The sequence below is a fragment of the Brevibacterium samyangense genome, from assembly GCF_039529845.1.
GTDB classification, from domain to species: domain Bacteria; phylum Actinomycetota; class Actinomycetes; order Actinomycetales; family Brevibacteriaceae; genus Brevibacterium; species Brevibacterium samyangense.
Genome location: NZ_BAAANO010000015.1, coordinates 110,615 through 125,707 on the forward strand (window position 1 = coordinate 110,615; position 15,093 = coordinate 125,707).

17 protein-coding genes are annotated in these 15,093 nt (G+C 70.0%); 10 read left to right on the forward strand and 7 right to left on the reverse strand.

All coding sequences use genetic code 11. The features are described from left to right. Nucleotides 1-15: 15 nt before the first annotated feature. From ABD172_RS08760 to ABD172_RS08785, 6 genes are all read left to right on the forward strand, one after another. The gene (locus ABD172_RS08760) at nt 16-1,059 is read left to right on the forward strand and encodes a DctP family TRAP transporter solute-binding subunit (RefSeq protein WP_344308819.1); all 1,044 of its coding nucleotides are present in this window, start codon (nt 16-18) and stop codon (nt 1,057-1,059) included. Between the two features lies 1 nt (nt 1,060). After that, nucleotides 1,061-1,684 carry a TRAP transporter small permease gene (locus ABD172_RS08765; protein ID WP_344308821.1) on the forward strand — a complete coding sequence of 208 codons (624 nt, stop codon included), beginning with the start codon at nt 1,061-1,063 and terminating at the stop codon, nt 1,682-1,684. Beyond that, nucleotides 1,681-3,033: a TRAP transporter large permease gene (locus ABD172_RS08770; protein WP_344308823.1), complete on the forward strand. Its 1,353-nt coding sequence runs from the start codon at nt 1,681-1,683 to the stop codon at nt 3,031-3,033. Before ABD172_RS08765 ends, ABD172_RS08770 begins: the two co-directional genes overlap by 4 nt. A 47-nt stretch (nt 3,034-3,080) precedes the next feature. Then, nucleotides 3,081-3,956, forward strand: a complete 876-nt coding sequence (locus ABD172_RS08775; protein ID WP_344308825.1) for an SDR family NAD(P)-dependent oxidoreductase — start codon at nt 3,081-3,083, stop codon at nt 3,954-3,956. A 58-nt stretch (nt 3,957-4,014) separates the two neighbouring features. Continuing rightward, complete coding sequence (locus ABD172_RS08780; RefSeq protein WP_344308827.1) at nt 4,015-4,932, forward strand: PCC domain-containing protein; 918 nt, start codon at nt 4,015-4,017, stop codon at nt 4,930-4,932. A gap of 98 nt (nt 4,933-5,030) precedes the next feature. Then, nucleotides 5,031-5,468, forward strand: coding sequence for a helix-turn-helix domain-containing protein (locus ABD172_RS08785; protein ID WP_344308829.1), 438 nt, complete (start codon nt 5,031-5,033; stop codon nt 5,466-5,468). 40 nt (nt 5,469-5,508) lie between these two features. On the opposite strand, the gene ABD172_RS08790 is transcribed toward ABD172_RS08785, so the two are convergent. The 4 genes from ABD172_RS08790 to panB form a co-directional block, all read right to left on the reverse strand. Next, nucleotides 5,509-5,658: a hypothetical protein gene (locus ABD172_RS08790; RefSeq protein WP_344308831.1), complete on the reverse strand. Its 150-nt coding sequence runs from the start codon at nt 5,656-5,658 to the stop codon at nt 5,509-5,511. Between the two features lie 344 nt (nt 5,659-6,002). Beyond that, nucleotides 6,003-7,184 (reverse strand): threonine synthase, encoded by a 1,182-nt coding sequence (locus tag ABD172_RS08795; protein WP_344308833.1) that lies wholly within the window; start codon nt 7,182-7,184, stop codon nt 6,003-6,005. Next, complete coding sequence (locus tag ABD172_RS08800; RefSeq protein WP_344308834.1) at nt 7,181-7,678, reverse strand: hypothetical protein; 498 nt, start codon at nt 7,676-7,678, stop codon at nt 7,181-7,183. Before ABD172_RS08800 ends, ABD172_RS08795 begins: the two co-directional genes overlap by 4 nt. A 203-nt stretch (nt 7,679-7,881) precedes the next feature. Next, the gene (panB, locus tag ABD172_RS08805) at nt 7,882-8,793 is read right to left on the reverse strand and encodes a 3-methyl-2-oxobutanoate hydroxymethyltransferase (protein ID WP_344308836.1); all 912 of its coding nucleotides are present in this window, start codon (nt 8,791-8,793) and stop codon (nt 7,882-7,884) included. A gap of 196 nt (nt 8,794-8,989) precedes the next feature. Here panB and ABD172_RS08810 point away from each other — a divergent pair, with 196 nt between their 5' ends. Then, nucleotides 8,990-9,472, forward strand: a complete 483-nt coding sequence (locus ABD172_RS08810) for a GNAT family N-acetyltransferase (protein ID WP_344308838.1) — start codon at nt 8,990-8,992, stop codon at nt 9,470-9,472. Between the two features lie 93 nt (nt 9,473-9,565). On the opposite strand, the gene ABD172_RS08815 is transcribed toward ABD172_RS08810, so the two are convergent. Then, nucleotides 9,566-10,933 carry an aminotransferase-like domain-containing protein gene (locus tag ABD172_RS08815; RefSeq protein WP_344308840.1) on the reverse strand — a complete coding sequence of 456 codons (1,368 nt, stop codon included), beginning with the start codon at nt 10,931-10,933 and terminating at the stop codon, nt 9,566-9,568. 129 nt (nt 10,934-11,062) lie between these two features. Between ABD172_RS08815 and ABD172_RS08820 the strand changes: the two genes are divergently transcribed. Then, nucleotides 11,063-11,902, forward strand: coding sequence for a glycerophosphodiester phosphodiesterase (locus tag ABD172_RS08820; RefSeq protein WP_344308842.1), 840 nt, complete (start codon nt 11,063-11,065; stop codon nt 11,900-11,902). 66 nt (nt 11,903-11,968) lie between these two features. After that, nucleotides 11,969-12,637, forward strand: coding sequence for a VOC family protein (locus ABD172_RS08825; RefSeq protein WP_344308844.1), 669 nt, complete (start codon nt 11,969-11,971; stop codon nt 12,635-12,637). Nucleotides 12,638-12,787: 150 nt separating this feature from the next. On the opposite strand, the gene ABD172_RS08830 is transcribed toward ABD172_RS08825, so the two are convergent. Continuing rightward, the gene (locus tag ABD172_RS08830) at nt 12,788-13,216 is read right to left on the reverse strand and encodes an organic hydroperoxide resistance protein (protein WP_344308846.1); all 429 of its coding nucleotides are present in this window, start codon (nt 13,214-13,216) and stop codon (nt 12,788-12,790) included. Nucleotides 13,217-13,439: 223 nt separating this feature from the next. Next, entirely contained in the window at nt 13,440-14,225 is a 786-nt protein-coding gene (locus ABD172_RS08835) for an amino acid permease C-terminal domain-containing protein (RefSeq protein WP_344308848.1), read from the reverse strand. Nucleotides 14,226-14,429: 204 nt separating this feature from the next. On the opposite strand from ABD172_RS08835, the gene ABD172_RS08840 reads away from it, so the two are divergent. Next, nucleotides 14,430-15,093, forward strand: a 664-nt coding sequence (locus tag ABD172_RS08840) for a maleylpyruvate isomerase N-terminal domain-containing protein (protein WP_344308850.1), incomplete at its 3' end; no start/stop codon positions are given.

A 15,093-nucleotide genomic window follows, 5' to 3' on the forward strand; every position in this document is an offset into this window, starting at 1 on the left:
CAAGGAGATGCACTCATGACCACCGTGCGACAACGTCGTCGCCGGGTCCGGACCCTGTTCGCCGCCGCTCTCGCGCTCACACTCGGGGTGCTCGCGGGATGCGGCACGAACTTCGGCACGACCGCAGACGGGCTCCAGCGCTACCGCTGGAAGATGACCGTGACCGTCGGTACCACCTCGACCTGGTACCTCGCCGCCGAGAAGTTCGGTGAGGACCTCGCTCGGGAGACCGACGGCCGCATCACCCTCCAGGTGTTCGCGAGCGAACGGCTCACGGCGGGCGAACCGACCGCGGGCGTGGAGCAGCTCATGGACGGCGGCAAGGACTTCAGCTACAACTCGCCGATCATCTACGCCGGTGTGAACCCCGTGTACGGTGCCGCCGCCGCGCCGTTCCGCTTCGACTCCGTCGAGGACGGGTACGCCGCGATGCAGGGTGCCGGCGGTGAGGCGTACCGACAGCAGCTCGCGGAGGACGGGGTCGAACTCCTCGGCTGGGGCGAATCCGGGATGCGGCAGCTCACGAATTCCCATCGCGCCATCCATGCGCCCGCGGACATGCACGGACTCAAATTCCGGATCCCCGGCTTCGGGCTCTACACGGACTTCTACCGCTCGCTCGGGTCGAACCCCGTCGGGATGCCGTTCTCCGAGGTGTACACCGCGCTCCAACAGGGAGCGATCGACGGCCAGGAGAACCCGCTCGACGTCATCTACTCGTCCTCCCTCGAGGAGGTGCAGCCCTACCTCACGCTCTGGGACTACTCCTACGATCCGCTCGTGTTCGGCATGAACAAGGACCTCTTCGACTCGCTCAGCGAGGACGACCGGGAGCTCGTGAAGCGCCTCGCCGCGGACGCGAACGAGTTCCAGGTGCAGCAGAACCGGGAGCTCGAGGCGCAGGAACTCGAGGAACTCGAGGCCGCGGGCATGCAGGTGAACGAGATGACGGACGCGGAGAAAAAGGAGTTCAAGGCCGAACTCGCCCCTCTCTACGAGACGTACCGCGAGGTGTGGGGACCCACCCTCTCGGCGGAGTTCATTCCGGAGGGGTACTGATATGCGCATCCTCAGATTCGTCGAGGACTGGACCGTCGTCCTCTCGTTCCTCGCCATCGTCGTCATCACCTTCGTCAACGTGCTGTCCCGGTTCGTGTTCCGGGCGTCGCTGTCGTTCACGGAGGAACTCACGATCAACCTGCTCGTCGTCCTCACGATGTCCGGTGCCGTCGTCGCCCTCCGCACCGGCACCCACCTCGGCTTCGATCTGCTCCTCGAGAAGTCGCGCGGCAAGCTGCACACCGTCATGGTGCTCGCGTCCGGGCTCGTCGTCGTGCTGTTCCTCCTCGTCCTCCTCGTCTTCGGCGGAGAGATGCTCCTCGCCCAGGCGGAGCGCGGGCGTGCGACGCCCTCGCTCGGGATCCCGCAGTGGTTGTTCACCATGGCCATCCCGCTCACCGGGCTCTTCGGGATCATTCACGCCGTCGAAGCGGTCGTGACCTCCCTGCGCGGGGCCGGCTCCCGGCAGGACACCCACGTCCCCGCCGAGGTGCCCGGCGCCCTCGCGGACGAGGACCCTCTCACCGTCGGCGGCACGGGCCCCGCGGGCGGATCCACCACCTCGATAGGCGGTTCCACCGGCTCCGACGGCGGAACCTCTCGGAAGGGAGGTGAGGGGAAGTGATCGAGCTCCTCCTCTTCGGTTCCTTCTTCGTCTTCCTGCTCCTCGGGGTGCCGGTGGCGTTCTCGCTCGGCGCCTCGGCGGTCGTCGTGCTCCTCACGACCGACGGGCTCCAGGTGCTCGACGTCGTCCCCGGGGTCATGTTCCCGTCGCTGTCCTCCGGCACCCTCCTCGCGATCCCGTTCTTCGTGCTCGCAGGTGCGGTCATGCAGCACACGGGGATCTCGCAGCGGCTCGTCGACCTCGCATACATGCTGTTCGGCCGGTTCTCCTTCGGCCTCGCGGCGGTGACGATCGTCGCGGCGTTCTTCTTCTCCGCGATCTCCGGGTCGGGCCCTGCGACGGTCGCCGCGATCGGTGCGATCCTCATCCCGGCGCTCGTGCGGAACGGGTACAAGCGCGAGCACGCGACCTCGCTCGTCGCCGCCTCCGGATCGATGGGCATCGTCGTGCCGCCGTCGATCGCGTTCATCATCTTCGCGGTCGTCGCGGCGGAATATCAGCGGGTGTCGATCTCCCGGCTCTTCATCGCCGGCATCGTCCCGGGTGTTCTCATGGCCGTCGCCTTCTTCGTCGCGGCGATGATGGTGCCGCGCGTGCGGCAGGTCGCGGTGGCGACGGTGCGGGGACGCGCACAGTCGGAGGGAACTCCGAGCATCCTCGACGACGAGCACCGGGCGAGTGCGAAGGACATCGGCCTCGCGTTCGTGCGGGCGATCCCCGGACTGCTCATCCCCGTCATCATCATGGGCGGGATCTACGGCGGGATCTTCACCCCGACGGAGGCCGGTGCGGTCGCGAGCGTCTACGCACTCGTCGTCGGACTTCTCGTGTACCGCGACCTGCCGCTCAAGCGGTTGCCGGCCGTGATGCTCGAGGCCGGGGTGTCGACCGCGACGATCATGTTCATCGTCGGCCTCGCGAGCCTCTTCTCCTACGTCATCACCGTCGAGGGCGTGGCCTCCCGGGTGTCCGAGGCGGTCCTCTCCGTCACCGACAACCGGGTGATCGTCCTCCTCATCGCGGTGGTGATCCTCCTCGTCGTCGGCGCGTTCGTCGATGCGGTGAGTGCCTTCTACCTGTTCGTTCCGATCCTCGTTCCCGTGCTCCTCGCCGTCGGCGTCGACATCACGACGATCGGCGTGTTCATGACGGTGGCCCTCGCGATCGGACTGTTCACCCCACCCGTGGGTCTCAACCTGTTCGTCGCGACGGGGATCTCCGGAGCCCGCCTCTCGGAGACCATCCGCGGTGTCGTGCCGTTCCTCCTCGCCGCGATCGTCGTGCTCCTGCTCATCACGTTCGTCCCGGCGCTCTCGAACGGACTGCCGGACCTCCTCGGCGTGCAGTAGCGCCGGCCTCCCGCCCCGTCTCTCCTCCCGTCGAAAGGACTCTCCTCATGACCACCGGCACCGCTCCGGCCACCGCCCAGAATCCGGCCACCGCCACCGCCGAGGCGCCCCACCGCGGCAAGGTCGCTCTCGTCACCGGGGCCGCCCGGGGGATCGGGCTCGCCTGTGCGCGCCTGCTCGCCGGCGGTGGCGCCTCGGTCGCGATCGTCGATCTCTCCGGTGCCACCGACACCGCCGAGGCGCTCGCCGCCGAGTTCTCCGGACGCCCCGAGATGCCGGGCTCGGGGGCCGGCGCCTCGGGCCCGGATGGGTCGGCCTCGGCACCCCGGTTCCTCGGGTTCGACCTCGACGTGCGGGACACCGCTGCGGTGACGGCGGCGGTCGACCGGGTCGTCGCCGAGCTCGGGTCGCTCGACATCCTCGTGAATAATGCGGGGACGGCCGCCCGGGTGGGGCTCGAGGACATGACGGCGGAGCTGTGGGAACGGGACCTGTCGACGAACCTCGGCGGGACCTTCGCGTTCACGAAGGCGGCGATCCACCCGCACATGGCCCGGCAGCGGTCGGGCAGCATCATCAACATCTCGTCGATCTCCGGGATCAACGGGGGAGCGGTGTCGAACGGGGAGGCGGGCGCGCGTTCCGGGCCGGCCTACGCGGCGTCGAAGGGCGGCATCATCGCGCTCACGAAGTGGGTCGCGAAGGAGGTCGGGCACCTCGGGATCCGCTGCAACTCGGTGGCACCCGGGCCCGTCGAGTCGGCCCTCACCGTCGGTCAGGACTACGACCTCTCGGGCCAGGCGATCGGCCGGATGGGAGTGCCCGAGGACATCGCCTCGGCGGTCGTGTGGTTGGCGTCCGACGGCGCGGGGTTCGTCACCGGGCAGGTGATCCGCGTCGACGGCGGCGCGGTCATGGCGTGAGTGGGGACGGTGTGACCGGGCACGGTGTGACCGGGAACGGCCCGAAGGAGGAGAGCGCGTGATCGAGCTGCCGGTGCATCCGGGGCCGGTGGCCACGGAGCGGGTGACGAGCGTCGAGGGGAGCTATGTGCGCATGCGCACCCGGCTGACCTCGGCGGATGCCTCAGGAACGGGCACGCCGGTGTCCGTCATGGACGCGCTCACGCAGGCCGTGCGGGCCGCGGGCTCGGACTACGGTTTCGTCGAGATCGGGACCGGTCCGCTCGCCCGCGTCGAGTACTGCTATCCCGCGTACGGCGACGAGACCCACCCGATGCTCTACTCGGCGACACACGTGAGTGAGCACGCCACGGCGCTGTTCGGCGCGGCGACCGTGGGGGAGCGGGTGGTGCCCGATGGTGCGGCTCCCGAGGCGCGTGAGCGCTGGTCCCACATCCACCTCATGTGGGCTGACGCCGACGGGTCCGTTCGGGGCGGGCATCTGTGGCCGGAGACCGTCGTCGACGGCGACGGTCCGGAGGCCCTCGTGTACGCGGTGCACGGGTTCTCGCTCGTGAATGCGCGCGATCCGGAGACGCAGCTGCCGGTCTTCGGCGGGCACACGGAGCCCGGGCCGCAGGCCGGTGACGGCCGGATCCTGTTCGCGCGGGTCGCGCCGAACATCGAACTCGCCGAGGCGATCGTCGAGGTGTGCCGGCGCCACGGCGTCCGGCGGGCGCGGCCGGTGGCGGGGACCGGATCCTTCGTCGGGGTGACGCTCGCGGACCGGACGACGGGCGAGACGATCGAGATCCCCGGGCCTGCGCTCGAGGTCATGCGCCTGAGCGGCACGATCGACCTCGACGGGCCTGCCGACGCGCAGGTCGTCCTCGAGATGAGTGCGGTCGACGGGCGAGGCGCCGTGCACTCCGGCCGCCTCGCACAGGCCGGCAACCCCGTCGGAGCGACGTTCGACCTCGCGTTGGTGGTGGAGTGACGCGGGACGACCTGCAACGTCCGACTGACCTGCAGCGTGACCTGTTTCACCATGCGGATGGAAATGCCTGGTATGTGAGAGGTCGGCAGGATGGGGTCATGGCAGAGTCGCCCGGTATTTCTTCGCACACCTCGGAACTCGAACTCGGCCTCGACACGGGGCTCTTCACCGAGGCGTCCTCGCGCCGTGCGCCCAACGGCACCCAGTCGCTCACTCGGACTCTCGCCATCCTGCGTGCGCTCGCTGAATCGGCCATGTCCGGCCGGCCCTATCTCACGCTCGGAGCACTCGCCCGCACCGTGGGACTCGCGAAGTCGACGGTCCACCGCCTCCTCGCCGGACTTCACGCGCACGGACTCGTCGCGCGGGACGACCACGGCGGGTACGCGATCGGTTCGGCGTTCATCGGGCTCGGGCGGATCGCGGAAGAGGTGCATGCGGTACCGCCGGCAGGTGCCCGCGCTGCCGGCTCCCACACCGAGCGCGACGAGTACTCCACCGAACGCGCCGCCCTCGCCTCCTGGCACACGAGCTGAGGCAACCCTTCTCCGAACGGCTTCAAGGCTCCTTGTAGAGTCAGACGGTGCATTCCACAGCAGACATGAGCCCCACGACACCCGTCTCCCGGCACGTCCCGCAGCCGAAGCCACACCCGTTCCTCGCCTTCCTCCTCGGAATGGTGAACGTCCTCAGCTGGACCGCGTTCGTCCTGTTCTGGCCGTTCATGATTCTTCACCTACGTCGGTGGAGCTTTCGTCGGGTGGCGCCAGGTCGAACCGCCCACCGATTCGCAGGTACTCACCAAGCAGACTCTGTTCACTTCTGCGGGGACATTCGTCGTGGCCTGGGCCTTCTGGGGAGTGGCGGCCCTGCGTCGTTTCTCCCTGCCCTGGATGAGCGTCGTCCTGTTCCTCACCACCGCGGCGACGGTACTCGCCTTCCTCGGACGCTGACGTCGGGAGCTGAGGGGCGGTGACCGAGCGGCGGCAACGCCGGACACACGAAAACCCGGAGAACGCACCTCCCGGGAGGTGCGTTCTCCGGATTCTCGTGTGGGTACAGTCAGCACCTCAGTACAGCGCCGCCATCCGCTCGGCCGACTTGAGCCCCGTCCCGGTGAGGATGAGCACCGTCGTCTGCTCCGGCGTGATGACACCCGCCTCCTGGAACCGGGTGAGCGCCGCGGCCCCCACCGCGCTCGTCGGCTCCGCGTAGAGCCCCCGGCGCACGAGGTCCCGGGTCGCCGAGGCGATCTCCTCCTCCGACACCGCCACGGCTCCTCCGCCGGACCGGTGGACCGCCTCCACCGTCTCCGGCAGGCGGACGGGGCTCGCGATCGAGGACCCCTCCGCCATCGACGGGGTGCGTGCGGGCAGGCCGTCGGCACCGCGCGCCTCGGTCCGGGCCGCGAGCGCCTCGAGCGGGTCGAGGCCGTTCACGGTGTCCGCGATCGGCGCGAAGTGCTCGGGCTGGCCGAGGAACAGGCGGGGTCGCTTCTCGATGAGTCCGGCCGCGAGGAGTTCGGTGAACGCGACGTCGCACCCGAGCACATTGCTGCCGCCCCCTGCGACGACGACGACGTTGTCCGGGGCGGTGAACCCGAGCGACTCCCACATCTCGTACGCGATCGTCTTCGTGCCCTCGAGGAACATCGGGTGCCACGCGTGGCTCGCGTAGGGGATCTCCGCCGACTGCCGGATCGCCTCCGCGGACACCTCGTCACGGGTGCCGCCGACGAGTTCGATCTCCGCGCCGAACGCCTTCACCATGAGGACCTTCGCCTCCGAGGTGGCGGCGGGCACGAGGATCTTCGCGTCGAGGCCGGCGGCCGCGGCGTAGGCCGCGACGGAGGACCCGCCGTTGCCGGAGCTGTCCTCGAGGACCCGGCGGGCGCCTCGGGAACGGAGGTGGGAGACCATGACGGCGACACCGCGGTCCTTGAAGCTCGAGGTGGGGTTGAACCACTCGAGCTTCGCGTGGACGCGTGCGCCGTTCCACTCGAGCGGCACCATCGGGGTGCACCCCTCGCCGAGCGAGGTGCGGAACGCGGGATCGACGGGGATCGCTGCGCCGTACCGCCACAGCGAGCGTTCCGCCGGGTCGATCGTGTCCGGCGTGGGCGCGGGGACGGGGCCGACGAGCAGCGGGCTGCCGTCGGCCCCACGCCACCGGTCGTCGTCGAGGGCGTAGCGGGTGCCGGCCCGGTCGACGGTGTACAGGGAACCGAGATCGGGGAAGAGGGAGGCGCTCATGCACCCGACACTAGCGCGACGGGCTCACCGCGGGGCGAAGGGCCCGGCCCACCGATCGGCTCGGCCCACCGATCGGCTCGGCCCACGGCGCCGAGCGCGCGCAGGACGAGGATGAGGAGCATCGCCCCGAAGAGGATGCCGCCGCCCACGACGAGGAGCACGCGCAGCCACACCCTCGGCAGGTACAGCCGGTGGAGGAGGGTGTACCGGAAGACGATGTCCTCGATGAGCGCCATGACGAGCGGGCCGAGCGTCGCGTACACCGCGACCGCGAGCAGCGCACCGCTCGCCGTCACGGGGTCGATCGTCGCCTCCGCGGCGGCGCCCCCGGCCGAGGCGCCCCCGGCGCTCGCCGCATCGGCCGCCGAGTACGCCCAGGGGTTCACCGACTGGACGAGGGAGATCACGACCTGGAGGACGATCGCGCCGCCGACGACGAGAAGGAGGAGTCGTCCCCAGGAGCCGCGGAGCCTGCGCCAGTGTTCGGCGAGCATCCGGCGGTAGAGGACGACGAGGGCGACGAAGAAGGCGATCCGGAGCGTCGTGTCCGCGAGAACGGTCGGGACGAGTCCGATCGAGAGCTTCTCGAACGCGTAGCCGAGGAGCAGGAGCGCCGGGACGAATCAGACGACGAGCGTCTCCCGCCACGTCCACTCGATGCGGGTGGGGAACTCCTCGGCGTGCATCTTCGTGAACATCAGAAGGAGTATTCCTCGCTGGGGAATGCGCGTGTCCGCACATCGGACGCGTATTGCGCTGCGGCGGCCCGGAGGTCCTCGCCGATCTGCGCGTACACCTTGACGAACTTCGGCTTGCGGCCCGGCGTCATCCCCGCCATGTCCTGCCACACGAGGACCTGTGCATCCGTGCCGACCCCCGCGCCGATCCCGACCGTGGGGATCTCGAGTTCGGCGGTGACCTCGGTCGCGACCGCGGCGGGCACCATCTCGAGGACGACGGAGAAGGCCCCGGCGGCCTGGACGGCCTGTGCGTCGGCGCGCAGCTGTGCGGCGGCGTCGTCGCCACGGCCCTGCACCCGGAACCCGCCGAGGGCGTTGAGGTGCTGTGGGGTGAACCCGATGTGGCCCATGACGGGGACGCCGGCGTCGACGATCGCCCGGATCGTCTCCGCCCGCGCGGTGCCGCCCTCGAGCTTGACCGCGTGCGCTCCGGCCTCCTTGACGAACCGGATCGCGGTCGCGACGGCCTGCGCGGTCGACACCTCGTAGGACCCGAAGGGGAGGTCCGCGATGACGAGCGCGTGCGGGGCACCGCGGACGACCCCACGCACGAGCGGCAGGAGTTCGTCGACCGTCACCGGAGCGGTCGAGTCGAGGCCGTACACCGTGTTCGCAGCCGAGTCGCCGACGAGGAGCACGGGGATCCCGGCATCCTCGAACGCGGCGGCCGAGGAGTAGTCGTATGCGGTGAGCATCGCCCACGGCGTCCCCTCGGCCTTCCACTGCGCGAGGTGGTGGATCCGGGTCACCCGGCGCTTCGCGGGGGTGGCCTGAGTGGTACCGGCGGACTGCGGGGTGGACGGTCCGGACGGCGTTGCAGAGGTCGGGGCGGCGCTTGCGGCAGCGTCGTTGCTGGGATGGAAGCTCATGCCCCCACTCTATTGCGCACTCCGGCGCGAAACGCCGGGTGTTCGTGGTGCGGACATCACATGCCCCACGCCGAGGCGCCCCGACCTTCGCAGGTCGCGGCGATTCGCCGCGGGCCTCAAGACGGGCGACGGAATGTGGGCGATCCGACGCGGCCCAGCCCGGCGCGGGGCCGTTCCCGAGTGGTTGAATCGGCCCATGACCCTCTCCCTTCGTGAAGCCACCCCGACCGATGTTCCCGCGATCCTCTCGCTCGTCCACGGACTCGCCGTGTACGAGAAGGAACCCGATGCAGTCGACGTGGACGAGAACGACTATCGGCAGTATCTGTTCCCCGACGACGGCGAACCGACCGCTCATTGCTTCGTCGCGGAGAAGGACGGCGAGGTCATCGGGATCGCCATCTGGTACGTGACGTTCTCGACGTGGACCGGTCCCGGGATCTGGCTCGAGGACCTCTTCGTCCTCGAGGAGCACCGAGGCGGTGGCGCCGGGAAGGCACTGCTCACGCGCCTCGCTCAGGAGGTCGTCCGACGGGGATGGAAGCGTCTCGAATGGAGCGTGCTGCGGTGGAACGCACCGTCGATCGCCTTCTACGAGCACATCGGCGCCACCGCCCAGAGCGAATGGATGACGTATCGCCTCCACGGCGAAGCGCTCGGCACCCTCGCCGAGGGCTGAGCGCCGGGGCGGGACGAACAGTCCTCACCGGGCCGCAGAACGCCCGAGGCGCCCCGACATGCGCAGGTCGCGGCGCCTCGGCGGTGGTGCGGCTCAGAGTGCGGCGGCGGCCGCGTCGAACACCGGCTTCATGCGCAGGAGGCCCTCCTCGATGCGCGCGGGCGCGTTCGAGACGAAGGAGAAGCGGATGGTCGCGGGGTCCGGGTTCTCGACGAAGAACGTCGACCCGGGGACGTACACGGTGCCGCGGGGGCCGATCTCCTCGACGAGAGCGGTCGCGTCGAAGCCGTCCGGGAGCTTCGCCCACAGGAACATGCCGCCGTCGGGACGGGTGATCGAGGTGCCCTCCGGCAGGACGGTCGGCAGCACCTCGAGCATGGTGTCGCGGCGCTGCCGGTACGCGTCCTTCACCGCGAGAAGCTTCTCCGGGATGCTGTTGTGCTCGATGTAGTGCGCGGCCGCCATCTGGTCGATCGTCGAGGTCTGCAGGGAGGTCGCCTGCTTCGCGGTCGCGAGGCGTTCGAGGATCCACTCGGGGCCACGGATCCAGCCGATGCGCAGACCCGGGGCGAGGACCTTCGAGAGGGTACCGAGGAGGAGCGACTTGTCCTGGATGCGGGGGTCGGTGGAGATCGCCGGCACCGGTTCGCCCTCGTACCGCAGCTCCGAGTACGGGTCGTCCTCGATGAGCCAGATGCTGTGGCGGGCGATGACGTCGGCGATCGCGGTCCGACGTTCGGCGGGCATCGTGCTGCCGGTGGGGTTCTGGAACGTCGGGATCGTGTAGAGCGCCTTCGGGGAGTGTTCGAGGATCTTCGCCTCGAGGTCCTCCGGGAGGATGCCGAACTCGTCGGACTCGACACCGCGGCACACCGCGCCCTGCAGCTTGAAGGCACCGAGCGCGGACATGAAGGTGGGGTTCTCCGCGAGGACGACGTCGCCGGGGTTGATGAGCGTCTGACCGCACAGGCCCAGGCCCTGCTGCGAGCCGGAGGTGATGAGCAACTGATCGGGGCTCGTGGCGCACGAGGACTCCGAGAGGCGTTTCGCGGCGGCCTCCTTCATCTCCGGTTCGCCCTCGACGGAACCGTAGTTGAGCGCGCGGCCGCCGATGGTGTCGATGACGTGCGCATAGGACTGGGCGATGCCGACGGTGTCGAAGAGCTCGTTCGCCGGGGTGCCGCCGGCGAAGGAGATGACGTCGGGTCCGGCCGCGAGCTTGAAGATGTTCCGGATCGCGCTGCCGGTGGCGCCGGCGACGTGGCGGTTGAGCTCACGGGGTGCGCCGGGGTGCGCGGTGTCCGAACCCGTGGTCGCGCCGGGGACGGAATCGGCGGGGGCCGGGGTGCTGGGGGTGGCGGGCGCCTCGGGTTCGGCGGGGACCTGGACCTCGGTGGGGGCGTGGGAACCGGCGGGCATCCGGGACTCTGTGGGAACCTGGGTGGAGGGGGAGAGTGTCATGCTTCCAAATCTACGCCGCGCGATGTTTCGTTCGCGTGCACAGCTGTTTCGCACCGCTTCCCCGTGATTTCCTCCGCCTGTCCTCCACCCGTCACCGCGCGTCCACCGAACGGTCCTAGCCTCGCCGTCATGACGACGACACATGCATTCTCTCCGATCGTGAAGGTCGCGCACCGCGGCGCGAGCTTCGAGGCACCGGAGAACACCCGCACGGCGTTCCGGCGGGCCATCGAGCAGGGCGCGGACCTCATCGAGACCGACGTGCACCGGACGGCCGACGGTGTGCTCGTCCTCGTCCACGACGACACTCTCGAACGCACGACGAACGTCCGGGAGGTGTTCCCCGGCCGTACCTCCTACGCCGTCGCGGACTTCACCTGGGACGAACTGCAGCAGCTCGACGCCGGCTCCTGGAAGGGCACGGAGTTCGCGGGCGAGCGCATCCCGTCGCTCGCCCAGTTCCTCGACCTGCTCCAGGGGTGCCGCACCGGGCTCCTCCTCGAGGTGAAGGACCCGACCCTCTACCCGGGGATGGCCGCGGACCTCGTCGCCGTGCTCGAGGCCTCCGAACAGTTCGTCGAACCGGCCCTCGTGAGCGGCAAGCTCATCGTGCAGTCCTTCCACTGGGACTTCGTCCGCGAGTTCCACGCACTCATGCCCGCCGTACCCGTCGGTTACCTCGCGCTTCCCGAGTGGGAACCGCACGCGGAGGACGCGGCCTGGCTCGCCACGTACAACCCGTACTACAGGGCGGCCTCGCCCGAACTCATGGAACGGGTGCACGAGCTCGGGATGCGCTCGTTCCCGTGGACGGTCAACGAACCGGAGGAGATGCACGCGGTCCTCGACGCCGGAGCCGACGGCATCATCACCGACAAGCCGCTCGTGCTCGAGCAGGTCGTCCGCGAACGCGAGGCGCGGGCCGCCGGTGCAGCCGGTGCCGGTGTCCCCGGCGCGGCCGTCGCCTGACCCGGCATTCGCCCGTGGTGTGTCGGTCTCTTCCGCTCGCGCCGGGACGGGCCTAGCCTCGAGGGCATGAGCAACGACGCCATGGAACCCACCCGCCCCATGTCCGCCCCCGAGGGATGGAACGCGGTCGGCCACAAGCTCCGCGTCCGTTTTGCGAGCCCGTCCTACACCGCAGGCGCCGCCTTCACCGCGGCGATCGCGGCGGTGGCGGACGAACTCGACCACCATCCCGACATCACCCTCCGCTACGGGGACGTCACGGTCCTCACCCACAGCCACGACGTCGGTGGCATCACCGACCGCGATCAGCGCCTCGCCTCCCGGATCACGGCGCTCGCCCGCGAGCACGGCATGACCGCCCTGCCCGAGGTGCCGCAGCAGCTCACGATCGCGATCGACACTCCCGACTTCCGCACCATCGCTCCGTTCTGGCAGGCGGCGTACGGCCTCCCTCCCCGGGACTTCGGGGAGGCGGACTGGGAGTCCGCGGACATCGTCCCACCGCACGACGACCTGCCCGTCATCTGGTTCCAGGAATCACCCCTCCACGCGGGGCGGAACCGGTTCCACCTCGACATCCACCTGCCGTTCGCGGACATCCCGGCGCGCCTCGAGTCGGCGACGGCGGCCGGCGGCACTCTCGTCACCGACGAGTTCGCGCCGGAGTGGTGGGTCCTCGCCGACGCCGAGGGCAACGAGATCTGCCTCTGCCACGGCGATCCGGGTTCCGCCTGAATCGCCGCTGCGCCGAATCGGCGTTCTGTCTGAATCGGCACTGCGCGGCCCGGGAACACGGTGGCCCCGGAACACGGCCGAGGGACCGGCTCTCGGCGTGCCCGGAGCCGGTCCCTCGGTTCGTTACCGGTCCCTCGGGACGGCGCGCCGTCAGGCGACGGTGGCGTCGACCGTGACCTCGATGTTGCCGCGGGTGGCGTTCGAGTAGGGGCACACCTGATGGGCCTCGGCGACGAGTGCGTCCGCGGTCTCCTGGTCGATGCCCGCGAACTCCGTGTGGAGGGCGACGGAGAGGGCGAATCCGCCGGCGTCGTTCGGGAAGATGCTCACCTCGGCGACGACGGCCGAGTCGGTGAAGCTCACGTTCTTCGACTTCGCAACGGACTTGAGGGCGGAGTGGAAGCAGGCGGAGTAGCCGGCGGCGAACAGCTGCTCGGGGTTCGTGCCGCCGCCTCCACCGCCCATCTCCTGCGGGACCGCGAGGGTGAGGTCGAGGATGCCGTCGTTGGTTTCGACGCGGCCTCCGGCGCGGCCCTCGCCGGTCGAGGTGGCTACTGCGGTGTACGTGGTGTCTGCCATGGGGTGTCCTCCTGAAACGTGGTGGTTCCGGACGGTGCACCTCCGACCCTAGGGGCGCAGCGGCCGGGCCGGAACGGGCCCGCGGCGGGTTCGGACCGGACTCCCAGAAACGCCCGAGGCGCGAGTTCCCGACGTAGTGGCGAGTTCCTTTCGCTCGACGCGATTGGTGCAAGGAACTCGCCATCACGCAAGGAACCCGCGGCAGCGGTGGCCCGGCGGCGCCTCAGCGGAGCCCGGCGGTCTCCTGGAGCGCATCGACCTCGGAACGGCCGATCTGCTCGGGGTGCCTGCGCAGCTGGGAGTTCCAGTAGCCGAAGCCGAAGTAGATCGCGACGCCGATGACGAGCCAAACCGCGAACCGCAGCCAGGTCTCCACGTCGAGCTGCATCATGAGCCACAGGCACAGGGCCGCGCTCACGTAACGGAGGGCGTTCCCGAAGGGCACCGTGAAGCCGCCTTCGGTGATGCCGGCCCGCGCACGCTGGCGGCGCAGGAACGGAACTCCGAGGCTCACGAGCACGAACGCGGAGAGCGTGCCGATGTTCACCATGTTCCCGAGGATGTCGACGGGGAAGAAGCACGTGACGACGATGAGGACGATCGTGATGAGCGCGGTGAGCCACGCCGGGGTCGTGCCGTTCACCTGGAACGCGGTGATGATCGTCGCCGAGGCGCCGTTGTCCGGGGTGGCGGCGCGCAGTTCCTCCGGGGTCGCCATGCCGAAGAGGGTGAATCCGACGACGATGATGACGAGGACGATGCCGACCTTCACGTACGTGAGGACGCCGGTGAACCGTGCGGAGAGCTTGGACCCGGACGCGAGGACGATCGCGAGGACGACGAAGAGCGCTGCGGTGCCCCAGTCGAAGACCACCCCACCGATCGACACGGTGTTGTGGATCCCGGTCGCCTGTCCGGTCGCATCCGTCCCGCCGAGCCCCACGAGGGCGAGGAACCGGTCGAAGTACAGTCCCCACGCCTTCGCGACGACCGCGGCGGCGAAGAACATCTCGAGGATGAGGTCCCAGCCGATGATCCACGCGATGAACGTGGAGGGACGCTACTCCCGGCACTGTGCCCGTCCCAAGTCTCCTTGTCGGAAATGAGACGCTTTCCGGGACGCTCCGTTCTGCCGTGCGCGGATTCCTTCGGAAGCCGGAACTTCTGTGTCGCGCACCTCACACTCCGGGGTGAACCGCAGTAGAGTGCCGGTATGGACGTTCACGACCCGGCGCTCCTCGGTGCGCTCCAGTTCTCCTTCGCGACGGAGCTCGCGCGCACCGACCCCGCCGCGCCCGTGCCCGGGCTCGACTGGTCGGTCCGCGACCTCGCCGCCCACCTCTCCGGCGTCCACCACTGGGCGACCGGCCGGGTGCTCGGCGAACCCGGCAACCGTGACGCACACCTGCCGGTGCCCGACCCCGAACTCGCGGATCACTACGCGGCCCGCGCCCGGTACCTCCGCGAGGCGCTCGCGTCCACCGATCCGTCCGCGCAGGTCATCACCCTCATCGGCCCGGGCCCGGCCGCCTTCTGGCAGCGCCGTCAGGTCCACGAGACCCTCGTCCACCTCGTCGACCTCACCGCGGCCGGCCGCGCCGGGGCCCCGCTCGACGAGGTCGACGCCGCGCTGCCGAGCGCAGGCGATCCCGAGGAGGTTCCGCGCGGCACGTGCGTGGCGCCTCGGGTGTGGGCCGCCGGCGTGGACGAGGTCCTCACGGTGTTCCTGCCCCGTCAGGTCCGCAAGGGCCGCTGCCCGGACCTCGGCGCCGCGGTGCGGCTCGAGGCCACGGACACCGGCGACGTGTGGACGCTCGGCCCGCAGATGACGCCGCCCGTCGGGGCGGACGGGAAGGACGCCGCCACCGCCGAGGCGC